General features: G+C 64.4%; 20 protein-coding genes and 2 pseudogenes. 15 read left to right on the plus strand and 7 right to left on the minus strand.

Annotated elements, in window-relative coordinates; genetic code table 11:
* Nucleotides 1-107 precede the first annotated feature (107 nt).
* The 5 genes from NKH23_RS26100 (at nucleotide 108) to NKH23_RS26120 (ending at nucleotide 6,264) form a co-directional block, all read left to right on the plus strand.
* The gene (locus tag NKH23_RS26100; RefSeq protein WP_353035686.1) at nucleotides 108-683 is read left to right on the plus strand and encodes a hypothetical protein; all 576 of its coding nucleotides are present in this window, start codon (nucleotides 108-110) and stop codon (nucleotides 681-683) included.
* On the plus strand, nucleotides 680-2,509 hold the full coding sequence (locus NKH23_RS26105; protein ID WP_353035688.1) for a site-specific integrase: 1,830 nt from the start codon (nucleotides 680-682) through the stop codon (nucleotides 2,507-2,509). The genes NKH23_RS26100 and NKH23_RS26105 overlap by 4 nt, the downstream gene beginning before the upstream one ends.
* Complete coding sequence (locus NKH23_RS26110) at nucleotides 2,509-4,671, plus strand: hypothetical protein (RefSeq protein WP_353035690.1); 2,163 nt, start codon at nucleotides 2,509-2,511, stop codon at nucleotides 4,669-4,671. The genes NKH23_RS26105 and NKH23_RS26110 overlap by 1 nt, the downstream gene beginning before the upstream one ends.
* The gene (locus NKH23_RS26115) at nucleotides 4,668-5,108 is read left to right on the plus strand and encodes a hypothetical protein (RefSeq protein ID WP_353035692.1); all 441 of its coding nucleotides are present in this window, start codon (nucleotides 4,668-4,670) and stop codon (nucleotides 5,106-5,108) included. The genes NKH23_RS26110 and NKH23_RS26115 overlap by 4 nt, the downstream gene beginning before the upstream one ends.
* A gap of 223 nt (nucleotides 5,109-5,331) precedes the next feature.
* Entirely contained in the window at nucleotides 5,332-6,264 is a 933-nt protein-coding gene (locus NKH23_RS26120; RefSeq protein WP_353035694.1) for an ArdC family protein, read from the plus strand.
* A 44-nt stretch (nucleotides 6,265-6,308) separates the two neighbouring features.
* Here NKH23_RS26120 and NKH23_RS34690 read toward each other — a convergent pair whose 3' ends face one another.
* Nucleotides 6,309-6,515, minus strand: coding sequence for a MerR family DNA-binding protein (locus NKH23_RS34690; protein WP_502912378.1), 207 nt, complete (start codon nucleotides 6,513-6,515; stop codon nucleotides 6,309-6,311).
* Nucleotides 6,416-6,736: a MerR family transcriptional regulator gene (locus tag NKH23_RS26125; RefSeq protein WP_502912377.1), complete on the minus strand. Its 321-nt coding sequence runs from the start codon at nucleotides 6,734-6,736 to the stop codon at nucleotides 6,416-6,418. The genes NKH23_RS34690 and NKH23_RS26125 overlap by 100 nt, the downstream gene beginning before the upstream one ends.
* A gap of 85 nt (nucleotides 6,737-6,821) precedes the next feature.
* On the opposite strand from NKH23_RS26125, the gene NKH23_RS26130 reads away from it, so the two are divergent.
* From NKH23_RS26130 to NKH23_RS26150, 5 genes and pseudogenes are all read left to right on the plus strand, one after another.
* A complete protein-coding gene (locus NKH23_RS26130; protein ID WP_353035696.1) occupies nucleotides 6,822-7,247 on the plus strand; it encodes a mercuric transporter MerT family protein in 426 nt (141 codons plus the stop codon).
* A gap of 18 nt (nucleotides 7,248-7,265) precedes the next feature.
* Nucleotides 7,266-7,559, plus strand: a complete 294-nt coding sequence (locus tag NKH23_RS26135; protein WP_353035698.1) for a heavy-metal-associated domain-containing protein — start codon at nucleotides 7,266-7,268, stop codon at nucleotides 7,557-7,559.
* Nucleotide 7,560: 1 nt separating this feature from the next.
* Nucleotides 7,561-7,785, plus strand: a complete 225-nt coding sequence (locus tag NKH23_RS26140) for a mercury transport protein (RefSeq protein ID WP_353035700.1) — start codon at nucleotides 7,561-7,563, stop codon at nucleotides 7,783-7,785.
* Nucleotides 7,782-10,064 (plus strand): bifunctional organomercurial lyase/mercury(II) reductase MerBA, encoded by a 2,283-nt coding sequence (merBA, locus tag NKH23_RS26145; RefSeq protein ID WP_353035702.1) that lies wholly within the window; start codon nucleotides 7,782-7,784, stop codon nucleotides 10,062-10,064. The genes NKH23_RS26140 and merBA overlap by 4 nt, the downstream gene beginning before the upstream one ends.
* Nucleotides 10,065-10,166: 102 nt before the next feature.
* Nucleotides 10,167-10,963, plus strand: a pseudogene (locus tag NKH23_RS26150) (DUF932 domain-containing protein); the annotation flags it as partial.
* A 390-nt stretch (nucleotides 10,964-11,353) separates the two neighbouring features.
* Here NKH23_RS26150 and NKH23_RS26155 read toward each other — a convergent pair.
* The 3 genes and pseudogenes from NKH23_RS26155 to NKH23_RS26165 form a co-directional block, all read right to left on the minus strand.
* A complete protein-coding gene (locus NKH23_RS26155; protein WP_353035745.1) occupies nucleotides 11,354-11,602 on the minus strand; it encodes a hypothetical protein in 249 nt (82 codons plus the stop codon).
* A 13-nt stretch (nucleotides 11,603-11,615) separates the two neighbouring features.
* Nucleotides 11,616-11,804: pseudogene (locus NKH23_RS26160) on the minus strand (DUF5615 family PIN-like protein); the annotation flags it as partial.
* Nucleotides 11,738-12,358 carry a DUF433 domain-containing protein gene (locus NKH23_RS26165; protein ID WP_353035704.1) on the minus strand — a complete coding sequence of 207 codons (621 nt, stop codon included), beginning with the start codon at nucleotides 12,356-12,358 and terminating at the stop codon, nucleotides 11,738-11,740. The gene NKH23_RS26165 and the pseudogene NKH23_RS26160, both read right to left, overlap by 67 nt.
* Nucleotides 12,359-12,544: 186 nt before the next feature.
* Here NKH23_RS26165 and NKH23_RS26170 point away from each other — a divergent pair, with 186 nt between their 5' ends.
* The 4 genes from NKH23_RS26170 (at nucleotide 12,545) to NKH23_RS26190 (ending at nucleotide 16,029) form a co-directional block, all read left to right on the plus strand.
* Nucleotides 12,545-14,695: a ParB/RepB/Spo0J family partition protein gene (locus NKH23_RS26170; protein ID WP_353035706.1), complete on the plus strand. Its 2,151-nt coding sequence runs from the start codon at nucleotides 12,545-12,547 to the stop codon at nucleotides 14,693-14,695.
* 123 nt (nucleotides 14,696-14,818) lie between these two features.
* Nucleotides 14,819-15,244, plus strand: a complete 426-nt coding sequence (locus tag NKH23_RS34695) for a UCP036055 family protein (RefSeq protein WP_502912379.1) — start codon at nucleotides 14,819-14,821, stop codon at nucleotides 15,242-15,244.
* A gap of 85 nt (nucleotides 15,245-15,329) precedes the next feature.
* On the plus strand, nucleotides 15,330-15,722 hold the full coding sequence (locus NKH23_RS26185) for a hypothetical protein (protein WP_353035712.1): 393 nt from the start codon (nucleotides 15,330-15,332) through the stop codon (nucleotides 15,720-15,722).
* A 133-nt stretch (nucleotides 15,723-15,855) separates the two neighbouring features.
* Nucleotides 15,856-16,029, plus strand: a complete 174-nt coding sequence (locus tag NKH23_RS26190) for a DUF1419 domain-containing protein (RefSeq protein WP_353035714.1) — start codon at nucleotides 15,856-15,858, stop codon at nucleotides 16,027-16,029.
* Nucleotides 16,030-16,279: 250 nt separating this feature from the next.
* Here NKH23_RS26190 and NKH23_RS26195 read toward each other — a convergent pair whose 3' ends face one another.
* Nucleotides 16,280-16,639 carry a hypothetical protein gene (locus tag NKH23_RS26195; RefSeq protein ID WP_353035716.1) on the minus strand — a complete coding sequence of 120 codons (360 nt, stop codon included), beginning with the start codon at nucleotides 16,637-16,639 and terminating at the stop codon, nucleotides 16,280-16,282.
* A 493-nt stretch (nucleotides 16,640-17,132) separates the two neighbouring features.
* Here NKH23_RS26195 and NKH23_RS26200 point away from each other — a divergent pair, with 493 nt between their 5' ends.
* Entirely contained in the window at nucleotides 17,133-17,816 is a 684-nt protein-coding gene (locus NKH23_RS26200) for a transposase (protein ID WP_353035718.1), read from the plus strand.
* 37 nt (nucleotides 17,817-17,853) lie between these two features.
* On the opposite strand, the gene NKH23_RS26205 is transcribed toward NKH23_RS26200, so the two are convergent.
* Nucleotides 17,854-19,047 carry a DUF1173 domain-containing protein gene (locus NKH23_RS26205; protein ID WP_353035720.1) on the minus strand — a complete coding sequence of 398 codons (1,194 nt, stop codon included), beginning with the start codon at nucleotides 19,045-19,047 and terminating at the stop codon, nucleotides 17,854-17,856.
* Between the last annotated feature and the right edge of the window lie 153 nt (nucleotides 19,048-19,200).

Here is a 19,200-nt window from a genome sequence, read left to right on the forward strand (position 1 = left end):
CCCGCGCGAAGGATGCTGGGTCGCGCTCGGTCCCGTTTGACCTTCCGGGTCCGATCGCCAAGGGCGGACGGCCGCGCCGCATTCGCATCCCCCGCCGCGTGTTGGCAATGATCAACGACTATATCGATCTTGAGCGCAGCATATCCGCCGCGCGGTCGGAACCCTCGGTGTCCGATCCGCTCTGGTTGATGCCGGAGGGCGGGAAGGCCGTCGACGCGGCAGGCAAGCGGGCCCGGCTCGACCGCCTGACCCCGGGCGAACGCCGCCGTGTGCTGATCGGCGCGCCGGGCCAGGCGCAGCACGCCTTGCTCTGGCTCACCGAAGGCGGCCAGCCTGTGCCTTCGGCCACCTGGGAAGCCGCCTTTCGCCGGGCCTGCGCCCGCTGCCGCCGCTTCGGTATCGACGTCGACGTGACCCCCCATACATTGCGGCACACCTTCGCTGTCAACATGCTTTCCATGTTGATCCGCGAGCAGATCGGCGCGGTGTTCGATCCACAGGATCGGCATGGTGCGGCCTATCGACGGATTCTCGGCGATCCGCTGCAAAAGCTCCAGCATCTCCTGGGGCACGCGAGTATCACCAGCACCTACATCTATCTCGACAGCCTCGCCGAGGCGCAGGAGCTGGTCGAGGCGGCCGCAGATCGCTGGGCCGAAGATACGGCCGGTGATGTGCAATGACCACTGCGGTAGCTATGTCGGTGCGGCGGCCGGGCCGCCGTGCGCTCTTTCCCGAGGCGTTGCCCGATCCGGAAGGCGAAGCCGGTGCTGCGATCGCGTCGCTCCGCTTCACCGTCACACTGGCGGATCGCAGCATCACGATCGACCTCACGACGCTGAGCGGCCGCAAGGCATTGGCGCGGACGCTTGCCGGCGCGCTCTGGCGCGCCTGCCAAGTCGGCGGTCCAGCGGGCTCGATCTCGACAGCCTCCGCCTATGCCAATGCGCTCAAGGTGTTCTGGCGCTATCTCGTTTTCGCCAGCCCGCACAGCCTTGCGGACGTGAGTGCTGCCTGCATCGACGGCTTCGACGGCTGGATGGAGGAGAGCGGCCTCCATCCCAATCACCGGCTGCACCGGATGAGCAAGGTGCTCAACCTGCTCCGGCTCGCCGACGCTGCTGAGCCCGGCCATCTGTCGCCCGATGCCTCGCGCCGATTGATGTACACGAGCGACCGGCCCGGCGTGCGCGCACGGCCGCGCGATGCCTATGGCGATGATGTTGCCGGGGCATTGCGGAACGCCGGGCGCATCGATCTCACTACGATCACCCGTCGCTTTGCCGAGGCCGATCGTACAATCGATGATACCGATCCGGACAAGGCGCTGGCGGCGGCACACGAGCAGGCTATGGCGGTCATCGATGCGCAAGGCGTCATCGGGCACCGGCACCCGCTCTTCAAGCGGCTCTATACGCTTCGCCGTGAGAGCGATTTGCCGAATGACCGCTTAATCCACGATCTGCACGGCCGCCGGCACCTGCTCGCCGCCGATCTCGTGCCGCTCATTGTCCTCGTATCGCTCGACACCGGCCTGGAGATCGAAGCGATCAAGGGCTTGCGGGCCGACTGCCTGAAGAACCCGTCCGGCGGCTATGTCGAGATCGAGTATTGCAAGCGGCGGGCGCGCGGCGCCGAGTGGAAGCGGCTGCGCGTGCGCGATGGCGGTTCCTCGACGCCGGGCGGCTTGATCCGCAAGGTGCTGCAGTGGACCGCTCCGGCGAGAAGCCGGCTTGGCGCGGACACGCTCTGGGTTCACTGCGCCTGGGGCCGGCTGACACCACGCATCCTCAGCATGAAGGAAGCCGTCGTCTCGTGGACTGGGCGGCACGGCATTCTCGACGAGCAGGGCCAGCCGTTCCGACTCAACCTGACGCGCCTGCGCAACACGCATAAGGCGACATGGTACCGGCGCACAGGCGGTCAGCTCGATCGCTTCGCCGTCGGCCATAGCGTCGCGGTCGCGGCCAATCATTATGCCGACATCCCCGCACTTCGCCATCTGCACGACACGACGATCGCCGACGCCATGAGCGATGCGCTCGACGCCGCGCTGCGCCCGTGCATCCTGTCGTCGGACGAGGAAGCTGCCGTCCGCGCCGATCCGGACCAGGCCATCGGTTTGCCAGTCTCGGGAGCGGCGGGCATTCATTCCCTGTTGAGCGGCGAGCAGGACGTCTGGCTCGCCAGCTGCGGCGGCTTCTACAAGAGCCCGTTCAGCGCCGAGGGCGAGGCCTGTCCATCGCCGTTCTGGGGCTGTCTCGAATGCAGCAACGCGGTGATCACCGCCCGCAAGCTGCCTGCGCTTTTGGCCTTCCTCACCTTCATCCGGGCGCAGAGGCAGACACTCAGCGAAGGCGACTGGACGACCAAGTTCGGCCGCGTTCATGGCCGGATCGCCGATCAGATCCTGCCCCGGTTCAGTGATGCCGAGATCGAGCAGGCTCGTCAGGTTGCGGTCTCGGACCCAGCGCTCATCTACCTGCCGCCGGAAGCGGGTGCGCCATGATGCCGGCACCGATCAAGCTGCCGCAGCGCGCATCGCTGCCGTCGGTCATTTATGGCGACGATGAGCCGGTGCTCGCTGGCATTCCGATCAGGGAGGACGCCGACAGCACGCAGCTTCCCCGCTTCGGTGACGATCACTGGGATTTGGGCGCTGCCATTTTCCGGGTGAACGCGCGCTATTCCAATTACCGGCTGAACTTCGCCCGCATCGCCGACCCGGTGACGCGACGGCTGGCGAAGGAGTACGTGATCGCCCGTTTGCGCATCCATGTGCCGGGATATCGGGCGCCCTGCGGCGCGACCTCGGCGATCCGTTTGCTGCGCTATATCCAGCATTTTGCGGCGTTTCTCATTGCACGGATCGGCGAGGTCGATCTGAGCCGGATCGATCAGGCCCTGCTCGACGCCTATCTCATCCATGCCCGTGACGGCGGCCGGCGAACGCCACATGAGACGGTGAAGTATGTCGAGGTGCCGATCGACCTGCATCACCTGTCGCCATGGCTCACCGGCGGCGGCATCGGTCCGCTCCCCTGGCGTGGGCGAGCGGCCCACCGCGTTGCAGGACGACCGCCGGCACCGGCCGAGAACGCCACGCCGCGCATTCCCGAGCCGATCATCGGCACCATGCTGCGCTGGGCGCTCAAATATGTCGAAGTCTACGCGCCCGATATTCTCGCGGCGCGAGCCGAGCTGGACGCTCTGGAAGCCCGCTGCGCACGGTTGATCGCGCGGGACACACGGACCGGACGGGCCGTCGCCAAGACCTATCGCGCCCGCGTGGCGAAGTGGCTCGACGCGCGCCGGGCCACCGGCCGGGGCGTGCCGATCTGGGAGCGCGCGCCCAACGCCGCCCGCCGGATTGATCCGCTGACCGGCCAGGTGATCCCGCCCTACAATCTCCACCTGATGCGCCTGCATGCTGGTGCTCCCGAAAGCGGTCGCGTCAGCCAGTCCGATCGGACCGCACAGCTGATCGACGAAGCGGCTGCCGAACTCGGGATCGAGGTTGGCGGTCTCGATACGCCGATCTCGATCGATCCGGACACCGGGCTGCCATGGCGAGAACGCTTCGACGGCCTAAGCCTCGCTCGCGAGGAGCGCATGCTGCAGGGCGCGTGCTATCTCGTCTGCGCCTACCTCACCGGCATGCGCGACAGTGAGGTGCAGGCCATGCAGCCGGGTTGCGTGTCGGCGGTGCGCAGCGCTGACGGCCTGGTCGAGCGCTACCGGGTGCGCAGCACCGTCTACAAACGTCATGGCGCGCGCGGCATGACGGCCGACTGGATCACGATCGAGCCCGTTGCCCGGGCCGTCGCCGTGATGGAGGTTCTCTCCGAACGCAATCGCCGGGGGAAGGGGCTGTCATCCCTGTGGGTGACGCTGAAGGACTGGCCCTGGAGCGCTGACCATCTCGGCATGGGCGCGGCCATGACGCTCAACCTGTTCCGCGACAGCCTGGATGCGCGCTCCGGAGACACACCGGCAATCCCGCGGATTGGAGAGGAACCCTGGAAGTTCACGACACGGCAATTGCGCCGCACAGTCGCTTGGTACATCGCCAACCGGCCGTTCGGCACCGTCGCGGGCAAGATCCAGTACAAGCACGCCTCCGTCGCCATGTTCGAGGGCTATGCGGGCTCGACGCAGGCCGACTTCCGCCTCGCCGTCGAGCGTGAGCGCGCACTCGGCCAGCTCGACGATATCGTCGTCCATTACGAGGCCTTTCTTCGGCGTGAAGGCCCTGCCGGGCCGGGTGCTGCGCGCTTGCGACGGGAGTTCGCGCGTGTGCAGGACGAGCTTGGCGATCTCCCGGGCCGGATCATGGATCGCAAGCGACTGCGCACCATGCTCGCCCATCTTGGCCGTACCTTACATGTTGGCTTTCTCAGTGATTGCCTCTTCGATGCCGCGACCGCGCTCTGCCTGGCCGCCTCGCCGGAGACCGAGCGACCAGCGCCGGCCTTGTCCCGATGCAGCCCCGATCGCTGCCCGAACGCCTGTCTGACCGTCCGGCATCGCGAGCCCTGGCAGGCCTCGATCGCAGAAGGCGAAGCGCTGCTTGCCGATCGTCGCCTGTCACTGCTTCAGCGCACAGCGATCATGAAGGACAACGACCGCAAGCGCCGGCTGATCGCACCCCTGATGGACGGGGATGCATGATCGCTCTGGGTCCGAAGAGCGAAGCCGCGTTGAGGGCGGCCATGGCAAGGCTGCTCGACAGCCGGCCCGAGCGCACCGACGGCGCGCTCACCGTCGCCAACCTGGCGCGCGAGGCCGGCGTCAGCCGGGCAACAGCGAACCGTGCGGTCGATCTTCTCGCCGAGTTTCGTGCTGCCGAAGCCCGCCACCGGCGGTCATCTCCTCAAGCACTGAAGAACCGCGTCCGCTCCCTCGAGGCCGAGCTTCGGGCCATGCGCGGTGCCGGGATGGCCGAACTGCGCGCGCTCACCCGCACGCTTGCGCAGCATATCCAGGTGCTGACGTTGCAGGTTGCCGAGCGTGACGCGGCGATTGCCGGCTTGCAGGATGAACTGGCGCGATCGAATGAGGCCAAGGTCGTTCCGCTGCAGCGCGGGCCGCGAGACGGCGCTGGCTGAGAGCCACGCGATATCCTCACCGCCGGCCGGTCCTGCGGCCATCGGTCATGGCCGACGTCTCCTGTGCTCGCCCGTCGAGGCAGGGGCTCGGTTGTGGCAGACGCTGCCTGCCCGTCAACCCTGTTCCGCACCAGTAACCGAGAACAGGGCGTGACGGCCCGGCTCGCCGCGTCTGCCCCTGCCGCTTCGCCCTCGACGGAGAGGGCGAGCACAGGAGGCACCCATGACCACCGATCGCAACAGCCAGGCCCGGACCGTCAACGATATCTACGAGCGCGTCACCAACCAGATCATCGCCGCCATCGAGGCCGGCGCAGGAGAGTACCGGATGCCCTGGCATCACGATGGATCGGCCATCACCACACCCGTCAACGTCGCCTCACGCAAGACCTATCGCGGCGTCAACGTCATCACCCTTTGGGCTGCGGCGCATGCGGCCGATTATCCCGCCGGCATCTGGGGCACCTATCGCCAATGGCAGGAGATCGGCGCCCAGGTTCGCAAGGGCGAGCGCGGCCACCTCGTCGTGTTCTGGAAGACGAGCGATCGCAGCGGCGGCACAGATCGTCAGGACGACGGCGAGGATCACGACAAGCCCGCACGGCGCCTGTTTGCCCGTGGCTACACGGTCTTCAATGCCGCCCAGGTCGACGGATATACACCGCCCGAGATGCAGCTGCTGCCGATGGCCGAGCGGATCGAGCACGCCGAGCGATTCTGCACGGCGCTGAGCATCGACATCCGCCATGGCGGCTCGCAGGCCTGTTACATCCCCTCCAGGGATCACGTGCAGATGCCCGAGTTCGCCTGTTTCCGGGACGCCGTTGCCTATTACGCCGTGCTGCTCCACGAATGCGGACACGCCTCCGGCGCCAAGCATCGCCTCGACCGCGATCTCTCCGGACGGTTCGGCTCGGCCGCCTACGCCATGGAGGAATGCACGGTCGAACTTCTCAGCGCCATGATCTGCGCCGACCTCAACCTCAGCGTCGAACCGAGGCCCGATCACGCCCGCTACATCGCCTCCTGGCTCGAGGTGCTGCGGTCCGACAAGCGCGCCATCTTCACGGCGGCAAGCAAGGCACAAGAGATCGCCGACTGGATGCAGGCCCGGCAGGGCGACGCTTGCCGGAACGATGTCCGGGGCGCCGCATAGGCGCCCCCTCAATGGGCCGTTTCATGACCCCGACCGCGTGTCGATCAGTTGACCGCACCTTCCTGGAACAGCGTCTCGATCAGCGGGCATTCCGGCAACGTGCCGTCGGCGCATTTCACGACCACGTCCTTGAGGACACGCTCCATGCGTTTCAGATCGGCAATCTTTGCCCGCACATCGTCAAGGTGCGTGGCGGCGACGACGCGCGCCTCGGCGCAGGGCTGGTCGCGCTCGTCGACGAGACGCAGCAGTTCACGGATTCATCGAGAGAGAAGCCGAGCTCGCGCGCCCTGAGCACGAAGCGCAGGCGCCGTTCGTGCGTGGAGTCGTAACTGCGATAGCCGCTCGTCGTGCGGGGCGGCTCGGGTAGAAGGCCAACCTTCTCGTAATAGCGCACGGTCTCCAGATTGCAGCCCGTCCGCCGCGCGAGCTCCGCCCGCTGCAGGCCCTTCACCACGGCGTGATCGCGCATCGCAAATTATCCCTTGACCCTGTAGGAACTACAGACCGCATGGTACGGCACAGTGAGGATTTCGGCAAGGAAAGAGAGAGCAGACATGGTTGCATCGCGATCCGGAATGGCGGGGATCACAACGACTTCGACAGACTTGCCCGCCCCTGAGCGGGGCGAGGCTGGCCGGCAGCGTCTGATCGCCGTTGGCGGTATTCTCGGCGCGCTCGCCGCCTCGTCATGCTGCATCGTGCCGCTGATCCTGTTCAGCCTCGGCATTGGCGGCGCCTGGATCGGCAACCTGACGGCGCTTGCACCCTACAAGCCCTTCTTCGTCACCGGCACGGCAGGCCTTCTCGGTTACGGCTTCTACCTCGTCTACTGGAAGCCCAGACGCGCCTGCGCCGATGGCGCAGCCTGTGCCCGCCCGATCCCCAGCCGCTTCGTTCAGCTCGCGCTCTGGATCGCGACGGTACTCGTAGTGGCCGCCTTCGCCTTCGACTACATCGCCCCGCTGCTGCTCGATGCCTGAGACAAAGGAGTTTCACCCATGACCAAGTATTTAAGCGCGCTCGCCCTGATCGGCTCCGTCATCGGGGCTCCGGCCGCGTGGGCTGGCGAGCGTACCGTCACCTTCGCCGTCGACAACATGACCTGCGCCTCATGTCCCTACATCGTGCAGAGCTCAATGGCGGCGGTCCCGGGCGTTGCGAAGGTAGCTGTCTCTTTCGAGGCCAAGACCGCGACCGTGACCTTCGACGACGCCAAGACGAACCCGGACACTATCGCGACCGCCAGCATGAATGCCGGCTATCCGGCCCATCCGACACAGCAGGGCAGTTGAGATGAGCGACCGCGCCCTGGTCCGCGCCGCAGTCTGCTGCGCGGCGCCGCTCCTCGCCGTGGGTCTGCCCCTGGCCGGCCTTGGCGCGTGGTTGGCAGGCGCCGGTCTGGTGGTGCTTCCCCTGATCGGCGCCGGCCTCGGCCTCATCGCGTGGGGCGTCCATCATCGCCGGGTAACGGTCGCGGGCTGCGAGACGAAGATTCACAAGGAAGGCGTGAAGCCATGAACGATTGCTGCGCATCCTCCTCGCCCGGGAACAAGGCTGCGGCTTCCATATCTGTGACACTGCCGAGCTACCCAGTGCGGCCAGGCGTGACGTTTCCGGACTGGTCCGTGGTCACATCGCCCCTCGTCAAAGACGCACTGCTGGCCATGAACGATGTTCTGCGGATCATGGCTGGACCCAACCAACCCGCCGATCGTTGGAGCGACCGCGACCGTCTCGTGGATCGAGTTCGCGTTGCGCTGCTTAAGCTCTACGCCGAGGCAGGGCGAGCACCGACCCAAAGTGCGATTGCCAAGCACACCGGGTTGAGCGAGACGACCGTCCGGTCTCTGCTCGACGAGCTTCGCAGTCGCGATCTTGTCGTGCTCGACGGCGACGGGATCGTCGGCGCCTATCCCTTTACCGACCGGGATGCGGACCATCAGGTCACCTTGGACGGGCGCGTCGTTAACGCCATGTGCGCGGTCGACGCGCTCGGCATCGGCGCCATGACCGATCGCGACATCGCGATTGCCTCGCGCTGCCGCCATTGCGGCGCACCGATCCGGATCGCCACGCGAGATCAAGGGCAGGCGCTGGCCGACACCGAGCCGGGGACGGCCGTCATGTGGCAAAGCGTCCGCTATGAAGGCGCATGCGCCGCGAACTCGCTGTGCGCGACAACCGCCTTCTTCTGCTCGGACGACCATCTCTCCGCCTGGCGCCGTGATCGTTCCGCGGAGGAGCCAGGATTCCGGCTGTCGATCGAGGAAGGGTTGCAGGCTGGTCGGGCTCTCTTCGGACCCAGCCTCGCTGGCCTCGAGATGGCACACGCGTCGATCGGCTCGACATCGAAGAGCGCTGCAGCAACAGACCGCCCCGTCCGCGCGAACGGTCGCAACAGTGGCGCCTACGATCTCGTCGTCATCGGCGCGGGCTCGGCCGGCTTCTCGGCTTCGATCACGGCCGCCGATCAAGGCGCGCAAGTCGCCCTCATCGGCCACGGCACCATCGGCGGCACCTGCGTCAATATCGGTTGCGTCCCATCGAAGACGCTGATCCGCGCTGCCGAGACACTTCACAACGCTCGCGTGGCAGCACGTTTCGCCGGCATCACGGCCGAAGCCGAACTGACCGATTGGCGCGGAACCGTCCGCCAGAAGGACGCGCTGGTTTCCGATCTGCGCCAGGCCAAGTACATTGACCTGCTGCCGGCCTATAACGGCATCGCTTATCGCGAGGGCGCGGCGCGGCTCGTGGAAGGCGGTGTCGAGGTAGACGGCGCGCGCATTCCCGCTGGCAAGATCATCATCGCAACCGGCGCGCGACCGGCGGTGCCCGCCATCCCTGGCATCGAGGACATGCCGTATCTGACCAGCACGACCGCACTCGATCTTGAGGAGTTGCCGCGATCAATGCTCGTCATCGGCGGCGGCTATATCGGAGCGGAACTCGCCCAGATGTTCGCCCGGGCCGGCGTCAGGGTGACGCTCCTGTGCCGGTCTCGCCTGCTCCCCGCGGACGAGCCCGAGATCGGCGCGGCGCTGACGGGATATTTCGAGGACGAAGGGATCGCCGTGATCTCTGGCATCGCCTACCGTGCGATCCGCAAGACCGAGGACGGCATTTCGCTCGACGTTTCGCGCGACGGCCAGAACACGACGATCGACGCCGATCAGGTGCTGATCACCACCGGCCGCACGGCCAACATCGAAGGCCTTGGGCTCATCGAGCACGGCATCGCCCTCTCGCCGAGGGGCGGCATCGTCGTCGACGATCGGATGCGCACGACAAGAGCCGGCATCTACGCCGCCGGCGACGTCACCGGCCGCGACCAGTTCGTCTACATGGCAGCCTACGGCGCCAAGCTGGCCGCAAAGAATGCTCTCAACGGCGACAGCCTGCGCTATGACAACAGCGCCATGCCGGCCATCGTGTTCACCGATCCGCAGGTGGCGAGCGTCGGCCTGACCGAGGCGGCGGCGCGCGCGGCCGGGCATGCTGTCCGCGTCTCGACAATCGGTCTCGACCAGGTGCCGCGCGCGCTCGCAGCTCGCGATACCCGTGGGCTCATCAAGCTCGTCGCCGACGCCGGCAGCGGTCGGCTGCTCGGGGCGCATATTCTCGCGCCGGAAGGCGCCGACAGCATCCAGACCGCGGCGCTGGCGATCCGACAGGGCCTCACCGTCGAGGACCTCGCAGATACGATCTTTCCGTATCTCACCACAGTCGAGGGCCTCAAACTCGCGGCGCTGTCGTTCGACAAGGACGTTGCCAAGCTGTCTTGCTGCGCCGGCTGAGCACAAAATCTGTCTCACGAACCTCCGACTGTCGGAAGCGCAGCAAAATCCGGCCTTTCAGCGCACGAAAGTTCGACTGAGACAGGTTGACTGTTCAGATAACGGACCGAGCAGGTGAAGACGCTGGAAATCGAGAACGGACGCCTCGAGTTGCGAGCGGTAACAGGCCCCGACTACGGCAGGATTTTCGATGAAGAGCTGATCGCGGCCGTCCAAAAAATCGCCGGCAACGGCACCGGGGACACGCGCTGGAAGGTGCCTGGCGTGCTCGACTGGTCAACGGGAATCTACAACCCAAACGTCGACATCTCCAACGACACGACGACGCTCTATGCGTCCGACCGCGATGTCTTTGTGTTTCTTGTCGACGACCTGAACCCGATCGAGGCCGGGCGGCTGCCGAATGGGGGACCGGATCTTTATTTCCGCGGCTTCTACTGCTGGAATTCCGAAGTCGGAGCCCGCACCCTCGGGATCGCCAGCTTCTATTTGTGCGCAGTGTGTCAGAATCGTAACTTATGGGGCGTCGAAGATTTCCAGGAAATCACCATCCGGCATTCCAAATATGCCGCCTCGCGTTTCGCCTTGGAAGCCGACCAGCGCTGATCCAGTTCGCGGAGTCTTCGCCCATGCCGTTCGTCAATGGCATCAAGGCTTCGCGGGAGCGTGTCGTCGCCCGAGACGACGAGGACCGCCAGAGCTTCCTGCGCAAACGGGGCTTCTCCAAGTCCGAGACGACGAAGATCATCGATACTGTTCTGATGGAGGAAGGCAGGCCGCCGGAATCGATCTTCGACTTCGTGCAGGGCATTACGCGGGTGGCGCGCGACAAGCCGCATCAGGAAGTTCGCCTGGAGATGGAGGGCAAGGCCAAGAAGCTTCTCGATCTGGCAGCATGATACTGCAATGCTGCGCGCGGCGGGAACAGGTAACGTCACCGGGCTGCTGATGCCGCCAGTTTCGAACATGTGCATCGCTGCGGCGCGCAGCACACGCCTGCGCTGCCGGTCTGGCCAACACATCTCGCCGGTCTAGGTGTGCGCTGCACAAAATCGCAATGCTGCTATGCATAATTAATGCTTCTCGGGAGCGTGGAAGGGAGTAGGTTGTCGGTATCAAGTTTCGTCCGGGTCACCTCCTCCCGACCTTGGCGATCAGGGACGGCATTTATTCCTCCCGAATGCTGTCGTCCAAATCAAGCCCGCCGCACCTCCTCCCGCGGCGGGCTTTTTCGTTGTGCGAGCGGCGGCTTCTCGCAGCCCGATGAAGGAAACGAACGCGGAGGTCCGTCAGTCGGAGAGGTTGAATCGTTCGATGGTGACGGTACGCTCGATATCCACCGTAATCTCCAGCACTTCGTTCCATGCCTCCTCGCCACCGAGCTCGGAAAGGGCGAGAAGAAAGAACCTGCGCTGGAGATCGAGGCTCATCAGGCCAGGTGCGGTGTTGAAGGCGACCAGCCCGACATGCAGCTCCTCGCGGCCATAGAGGCCGCGAAAAATCGGTCGTGTTGTGCGTGACGAGCACATAGCCGTCATCGACCGCGCGTCGGGTCACCATATGGTCTTTGGCGCCGACGAGGCCCAGCCAGCGCACATGGCTCGACTCGGGGAAACCCCGTTCGCGCGCCAGTTTCGCAAGCTCTGGGCTCAGGCATTCGTCGATCAGGAATTTCACGAAGCGGCCGGCAGATCGTCGAGACGGATTGTGCGCGTCGACGTCGCCGCCGTGCTGCGCCACGCCGGCTTGACCGGCGGACGGCCACGCCGCGGATAGGCGAGCGCATAGTCGGCCGCGAGCCCGATCTGGTCGAAGGTCAGTTGCGGATAGGCTGCACGGATCGTCTCGGGCGTATCGCCATTGGCGAGCATGTCGGCAACGTCATGAACAAGTACGCGTGTTCCCACAAAGGCCGGCTGACCGCCAAGTACCGCTGGATCGCGCGCCACCATGGCCTTTGCTTTCCTCAGCCGGCTGAGGCCGGTCCTTACGCCGGCAGTAATCGGCTTCAGGTCGACCTTAAGCGGATCGTCCGCGACCACGGGCGCAGCATTATCGGCAATAGCGTGCTCGACGATACGCCGCCGCGCTGCCGGCGTCAGTGTCTCCGCCGTCAGCCAGGCGAGGCGTAGGCCGACGAGACCGGCTCCGACGATGACGCGGCTGCCGCGGCGTGTCTCGACACGGCCCCGCAGCAATCCGGCATCGATGATGCGATGGACCTGCTTGAGCGGCACCTGCGTTACCGCAGCCGCCTCATTGGCGGTGAGCACTTCGCTGCTAAACCCCGGCATGACAATAATCCTTCCACGTTCGTGGAAGATATATAGTCACTCTGCCCTCCGCAGTCCAGCGAAGCTTTGCGGCAGCCGGCGGCGTCCGGGCCAGGCGCCCGGCGGGGCAAAGGGGGGAGGGGGGTTCCTGACGGGCTTGGAGGTTCAGGGAGAGGCCCCGGGCCGCCCGTCATGGAGAACCTGACCATGGCAAAGAACGCCATTCAGAAGATTGCGATGAACGCCGCGGAGAATATTCCCTATGACAAGCTAATGCTGTCGCAGAAGAATGTTCGGCGCATCAAGGACGGCGTGTCGATCGAGCAGCTGGCCGAGGACATCGGACGGCGAAAGCTGATCCAGAGCCTGAACGTCCGTCCCGTGCTCGACGGGGAGGGCGAGGAAACCGGCACGTTCGAGGTGCCCGCTGGCGGCCGACGTTATCTCGCGCTCGGCATCCTCATCAAGCAGAAGCGGCTGGCCAAAAATGAGCTGATCCCCTGCATCGTCAACCGCGGGCAGGAGACCTCGGCCGAAGAGGACTCGCTTGCTGAAAACCTGCGGCGCGCCGACCTCCATCCGCTCGATCAGTTTCGGGCCTTCAAGACGCTCAGCGATCAGGGGCTCGATCCGGAGGAGATCGGTGCGCGCTTTTTCGTGTCGGCAGCGACAGTGAGGCAGCGTCTGCGACTGGCCTCGGTGTCGCCCAAACTTCTCGAGCTCTATGAGAAGGATGAAATCCGGCTCGAACAGATCATGGCGTTCTCCATCTCGGACGATCACGCGCGCCAGGAGCAGGTCTGGGAGCGGATTTGCAGCTCGCACATGCAGGAGCCGTACTACATCCGGCGCCTGCTGACGGAAACCACGGTCCGGGCCGATGATCGCCGGGCCGTCTATGTCGGCGCGGAAGCCTATGAAGCGGCCGGCGGGGTCATTCTTCGCGACCTGTTCGAGCAGGATTCCGGCGGCTGGTTCCAGGATGCGGCGCTCCTTGAGCAGCTTGTTTTCGACAGGCTGAAGACCGACGCCGAGACGATCCGCGCTGACGGCTGGAAGTGGGTCGAGGCGGCAATCAGCTTTCCCTATGGCCACACCTCCGGCATGCGGCGCATCTACGCCGAGGCGCAGGAGCTCAGCGCCGAGGAGATCGAACGCTACGACGCACTGAAGGCCGAGTACGACAAGCTCGATGCGGACTATGCCCAGGCCGAGGACGCCGACGAAGCAATCGAGGCGAAGCTCGACCAGCTGGGCGCCGAGCTCGACACGATCGATGAGCGTCCTCAAAGCTACGATCCCGTCCAGAAGGCCATCGCCGGTGTGTTCGTTACGCTTGCTGCGAACGGCAAGCTCCAGGTCGACGCCGGTTTCGTGCGGTCGGAGGACGAGCCGCGGACTGGGACCGACGACATCGATGAGGGCGAGGGAGGGGACGCCGAGGGCCCAACCCGATCCAATGGCGACGACGATGGCGATGATGTTGTCGTCAACGGCAAGCCGGTGGGTGACAGCTCTGGCGACGACGGCGAGGATGATGGCATCAAGCCGCTGCCCGATCGGCTCGTTTTCGACCTGACCGCGCAGCGCACGCTGGCACTGCGCAATGCGCTCGCCGGCCACGTCGACATCGCCTTCGTCGCCGCACTCCATGCCTTCGTCCTGCAGGTCTTCTATCGCTTCGCGCCGGACACGTGCCTGGAGATCAGCCTGAAGAGCGGCAGCTTCAGCCAGGTCGACGGTCTTGCCGAGACATCCTGGGCCAAGGAGATCGCCGAGCGGCACGAAGCCTGGGACCGCGATTTACCCGATGAGGCGGAAGGCCTGTGGGACTTCCTTCTCGGCCTCGACGAAGCAAGCCGCAAGGCGCTGTTCGCGCACTGCGTCTCGCTGACCCTCAATGCGGTGGTCGAACCCTGGAACAGGCGAGCGAAGGCGCTCGAGCATGCAGACGTGCTTGGCCGCTCGCTCCAGTTCGACATGGTCGACGCCGGCTGGACGCCTACGGTCGAGTTCCTCGGGCGGCTCACCAAGGCGCGGATTCTGCTGGCCGTCCGTGAAGCGCGTGGCGCAGACTCCGCGCAGCTGATCGACCACATGAAGAAGCACATCATGGCCGGTGAAGCCGCCCGTCTTCTCGAAGGATCGAACTGGCTGCCGGAGCCGCTGCGCCTCGAGGTCGATGAAGTGGCTACCGATGCTGGCGACGCGGTCGCCGGCGACATGTCGGACGAGGCGGCTCTCGACGGCAATGCCGCCGAGCTGCCGGCCTTCCTCGCCGATGATGCGGATGCGTCCTCCGATGAGCCGGTGACCATCGACGGCGACGAGGCGGACCACCTCCAGGCCGCCGAATAGTCGGCCTCACGCTCGCACCGGGCCCGGCATCATCGCCGGGCCCTTTATCATTTTCCGACATGGAGAAACCCGCATGTCAGCACATATCGTGTACGAATCCGCCCCATTGGGGAGCGTTATCCAATCAGCGACGGCACCGCGAAACCGCCGGCTCGCTTCACCAAGAAACTCGCTGCGTGGAAGAGCCGCAACGGCGTCGGTCGCCTGGTCAGGAAGGAACCACCGCGCGAACGCGCGACCTATAGCTCGTCCGCCCATTTCACCCTGCATGAGGGCGATTTCGGGCAGGGCGGCATCATCATCGTCTCGGTCAGGCGCACCTGGTCCGTCGAGACCGACCTGCGTTTTGAGATCGTCGAGCGTCCCACGATCGGCATGGTCCGTATCCTGCAGGAACTCGGTGACAGCCCGGAACTTCTGCATCTCGCCCAGAACCGGGAGGCGGCCGAACGCTGGCTCGCCAACAACCAGTATGGTCGGGCCTATCTCGAGGAATTCTCCGCCGATGAGGTCGGCGCCGACGTCATCGAGGGCCGCACGACCGCCTGATCGCTTCACCGCATAGAACCACCCCGACGACTGCCCGGTATCGCGTGAGCGGTCGCCGGGTCTTTCCCGTTTCATGGAGATCGACATGTTCGACTGGAACAGAAGCTGCGCCTATGACGAGCAACGGAAGAGACGTTTTCACACGACAGCCCGCTCACGGCCGAAGAAACTCGCCACCGAACTTGCCCTGCCGCAGGGAAGCTTTGACCTGCGCTCAAACAAGGCGGGCATAGCCGTTTCCGGTGAAATCACCCTGCACCATCACCGCGCCTACATCCAGGTCGGCCAGTTCGGTTTGTCCTCAGGTCACGGCATCCTGATCCGCACCTGCAAGGGCCGCAAGGACTATACCGGCGGGGCCAATCACTTCGTTGCGCTCGGCATGCTCGACAACATCCCGGCGCTCGCGGCCGCCGTGCGTGCCATCACCGGGGTTGGTCGAGACAGTTCGCATTCCTCCGAACGACGCGCGGCCTGAACCCTGTAAACCCCATTATCGCCGGCGCACGCGCCGGCCGCACGGTCGGCCAGTCGACAGCCACAACTCCACCAAGCAGTTGCGACGACGCGGTTCATGCCGCGCGTGGCCGACCTGCGTTCAGGAGAACGCCATGACCGCACATCCACCCTTCAGGAAGGTGCTGGGCGGCGTCGCAACCCGTGAAGAGATGTTTTCGCTGTTCAACCGGTATCGCGATGATGCCGGCGTCGATCCCCTTTGCGGCTCGATTTACGGAATTGGTTCGAGATTCTTGAAAGTGAGTATCGCTTCATGCTCGCGCTGATGCCGCCGCTCTTCCAGCGCACCGGCGACCGACATTGTTCAATCAGTGCTTCGCCGCCGGCCTGCGCATTTTCACGGTATTTGAGGCCAGCACCGACGAGATGCTCGTAGTCAGCGAGCCAACGTATCAGGGTTAGACTTCAACTCGGATGATCCTGGTCAGCTGATCACCGTGGTAATCGCCCATAGCGAGGCCGTGTGGCCGACTGGCTCGACGATATGATCGATCAGTCGCCGAACAAAACTTCGGATCAGGACCTGCCGCGCGGGACGTATCCGGCATTGCGTAAGGCGCCGATGAAGAGGCTGGCCGGGCCGGCGATACTCGTCCTGGCCTGCATCGGCAGCGGCAGAATGTTCCAGTCCTCCAAGGGAGCGATAAAGCTGGAGAAACTGCCATTGACCATGCAATGGCTGATCGCGGAGCCCTGCTTGTCCAGCGCCAGAATGCCTGTCTGGTTGCTTGGATATCGGACGGCGGCGATCCGCTGCATCTCCAAGTCGCCATCGATGCGCAAATCAAAAAGCAGGACGCCGTGGCTTCTGTTGGCAATTTCTGCGACTTTTTCCGCGAATCCAAGAGGAAGCGCACGAACGCTTTCGACCGCCATCCCAAAATAATCGCGTCCAGCTCATCCGCCGCCATGAGAGGATTTGCTCCCAAGAAAATCAGGATTGCAATCGATGCAGCCGGTTGTGCACAGTCATCGGATGCCGACGGCTGTTAGTCCCTTGTGCGTTTGCCCGCGGCAACGAATGACGGCGTGGGCGGCGCTCGATGCAGGGAGGGCTTCTTTACCGAAGCTGGCATGCGAGCCTCGTCAGCATGTCGAAATTTGTCAGCTGCCGGTGGATCGAGCGAAGTGGCCCCTGTGGATAGCAGGCATGGATAGCTCCGAAGGTCGCGTCAAATGAAATCTCGGCTCGCAATAGACTGTTTGCGTCCCGGTGATCGAGCCAGTCCCCGAGATCAGTGAAACCTCGCTTGCTCGTCGCTGGCCTTCTCCGATAAAGCTCGGCAAGAGCGATAAGATGCCTAGGCGCAGGATACTCGCTGAAACAGCGACTTGGCTTGCAAGTCGTCCTCACATCAAGGGAGGGACTATGAAGCGCCAGGTCCGGCCATTTATCGTGGAAGTGAAACAGAAGCGCGGCAAGCAAAAGCCAAGCCACTCGATCTGGGGTGGTCTCGATCTGTCCAAAATTGTCACGGGAATGACGCAGCTGTCTGATGGTGCGCAGTTGCCAAATTCTGAGCTCATTGACTCCAGTATAAGACCCATCAATGCTGAAGAAGGTGACAATCCACAAGCGGAGCATATCGTGGCCGATTCTCAGGAAGCTCAAATTGTTGAGACAACAGTGGCACCAGCCAAAGTGGAAGCCCCTGAAGCGAAGAAGAAAGTTCCGCGAGCAAAGAAAGCCAAGGCAGAGCTCGCCAAGCCGACCCGCAAGAACGGGCCGAGACCACGGCCCCAGGCGGCTGAACCTGCGGTGGCAGTGCGGACTGCCCGGAAGACCTATTCTGAGAAGGAACGCGCCCAGAAGCTTGCCCAGATCGAGAAGTCGATCGCTGGGGGTGCGACCAGCAAGAGTGCGGTCGGCCAAGCCGGCATTTCGGAGCAGACCTACTATCAGTGGAAGAGTGCTGTGGCGTCTTCTTCAGATAGCGGCGATCTCCGTGATCTTGTCGCGCTCGAAGAAGAAAACAAGCGCCTCAAGAATCTGCTTGGCGACCGTCTGCGGAAGGAAAATGCCGAGCTCAAGAAGAAGCTCGGCCTGGCCTAAGGCATACTGAAGCATCGATGGAAATTCCGCCGACGGCTCAAAGCGGTAGCGGCGGCATATCGCCTTCGCCGACCCGCCACACCCAGGAGCCGATCTCCGGACGCGCGGCGATCATTTCATCGAGCGACGCTTCGTAGTTCTCGTCTGCTCCGGCCGGAACGACAAAGAGCGCTATCGGCTCGTCCCTGTTCTGAAGCAACGCATTGGCGATCGGCTGGTCGGGTTGCAGGTCATAGCGCAATCCCTTCACGCTCTTCTCGCGAAGGCGGGCGAGCCCATCGACGAGCCTTTTCTCCGGGACCGTCTCGTAGGGAATCCAATTCTCGGACACCACCATCAACGCGACCTCCTCGACAATGGCGAGGCCGGCCGGGTTCAGTCCGAACGTCGCGATCGTCATGAGATGCGAGCTGGAATCCGCTGCCCACAGGGACAATTCTTTTTCAAAACGCGCCTGCAAGCGGCGATGCAATGCATCGTCGATCATGAAGGGAAAACCGGGCAGGTGCCTGATGACGAGTTTCTGACCGGAGCGAGCGGGCACGATCTCCTTCACCTCGCCCACCAGGACGAGCAACTTTCGTGGACCTGATTTCGGCGGGAGCGCCGTGCCGAGAACCGCGTTTCGACGCTGCTCGATGGCTTCCTTGTTCTCTGCCCGAAACGGCTCGGGCACGAACAGGATATCCGCGAGTGGTCCGTCCCTCACTGTCATTTGCCCGGCAGCCTCGAGCAGATGCCAGCGGACATTCCACCAATGCCGTTTGCCGGCCCACCTCGATGTCCAGGACGTCAGTTCGGCCTCGTGCCAGAGATAATGAAGCAGGCCACGCAGCGACATCCTCCTCGGAGCGGCGATTACGCTGGCGGAACTTTGCCCCGCAGGCACCGATGCCGCGCGGCTCCCGGTCTTCGACAGGCTGAAGTCCAACTTGAGGGCCGCCAAGCCGTTTTGCGGATCGAGCTGTATCGCGCTGCCCATCAAGGCGCCCAGGCCGGACAGTTCGTAAGGCGATTCATATGATTCACAGGATGGATCATGCCCGCCGCCGCTCAGCGGCATGCGCTTGATCAGGTGAAGGTCACCGATGCGGGCGATATACATCGGGCAGCCTGGCTCGCGGCACAGGCATAGCGGACGCTCGGTGCGGGCATAGGCGCTCGCCAGCGCCGCCTGCAGGTCAGGCGCTGCCTCCTCGTAAACCGCACTGCCAATTCTGAACCGTCGCATCACCTCCACAGCTCCAGGTCGCCGCCGCATCCCTGTGCGCGCATTCAAGTCATGGGTTTGCACAGAGCGCAACCCCTTTGGTGCATCGGCGCCAGAGGCAGAGGGGAGCCGGGAGGATGTGTGGCCCGGCTGACGCGGAGAGAGTGTCGGCGC

The organism is Mesorhizobium sp. M1328, assembly GCF_040318075.1.
GTDB lineage: Bacteria > Pseudomonadota > Alphaproteobacteria > Rhizobiales > Rhizobiaceae > Mesorhizobium.

Coding starts and splice junctions, on each gene's coding strand:
- NKH23_RS26100 (WP_353035686.1), top strand. CDS start 108: ATGATCAACGACTATATCGATCTTGAGCGCAGCATATCCGCCGCGCGG.
- NKH23_RS26105 (WP_353035688.1), top strand. CDS start 680: ATGACCACTGCGGTAGCTATGTCGGTGCGGCGGCCGGGCCGCCGTGCG.
- NKH23_RS26110 (WP_353035690.1), top strand. CDS start 2,509: ATGCCGGCACCGATCAAGCTGCCGCAGCGCGCATCGCTGCCGTCGGTC.
- NKH23_RS26115 (WP_353035692.1), top strand. CDS start 4,668: ATGATCGCTCTGGGTCCGAAGAGCGAAGCCGCGTTGAGGGCGGCCATG.
- NKH23_RS26120 (WP_353035694.1), top strand. CDS start 5,332: ATGACCACCGATCGCAACAGCCAGGCCCGGACCGTCAACGATATCTAC.
- NKH23_RS26125 (WP_502912377.1), bottom strand. CDS start 6,736: ATGCGCGATCACGCCGTGGTGAAGGGCCTGCAGCGGGCGGAGCTCGCG.
- NKH23_RS26130 (WP_353035696.1), top strand. CDS start 6,822: ATGGTTGCATCGCGATCCGGAATGGCGGGGATCACAACGACTTCGACA.
- NKH23_RS26135 (WP_353035698.1), top strand. CDS start 7,266: ATGACCAAGTATTTAAGCGCGCTCGCCCTGATCGGCTCCGTCATCGGG.
- NKH23_RS26140 (WP_353035700.1), top strand. CDS start 7,561: ATGAGCGACCGCGCCCTGGTCCGCGCCGCAGTCTGCTGCGCGGCGCCG.
- merBA (WP_353035702.1), top strand. CDS start 7,782: ATGAACGATTGCTGCGCATCCTCCTCGCCCGGGAACAAGGCTGCGGCT.
- NKH23_RS26155 (WP_353035745.1), bottom strand. CDS start 11,602: ATGACGGCTATGTGCTCGTCACGCACAACACGACCGATTTTTCGCGGC.
- NKH23_RS26165 (WP_353035704.1), bottom strand. CDS start 12,358: ATGCCGGGGTTTAGCAGCGAAGTGCTCACCGCCAATGAGGCGGCTGCG.
- NKH23_RS26170 (WP_353035706.1), top strand. CDS start 12,545: ATGGCAAAGAACGCCATTCAGAAGATTGCGATGAACGCCGCGGAGAAT.
- NKH23_RS26185 (WP_353035712.1), top strand. CDS start 15,330: ATGTTCGACTGGAACAGAAGCTGCGCCTATGACGAGCAACGGAAGAGA.
- NKH23_RS26190 (WP_353035714.1), top strand. CDS start 15,856: ATGACCGCACATCCACCCTTCAGGAAGGTGCTGGGCGGCGTCGCAACC.
- NKH23_RS26195 (WP_353035716.1), bottom strand. CDS start 16,639: ATGGCGGTCGAAAGCGTTCGTGCGCTTCCTCTTGGATTCGCGGAAAAA.
- NKH23_RS26200 (WP_353035718.1), top strand. CDS start 17,133: ATGAAGCGCCAGGTCCGGCCATTTATCGTGGAAGTGAAACAGAAGCGC.
- NKH23_RS26205 (WP_353035720.1), bottom strand. CDS start 19,047: ATGCGACGGTTCAGAATTGGCAGTGCGGTTTACGAGGAGGCAGCGCCT.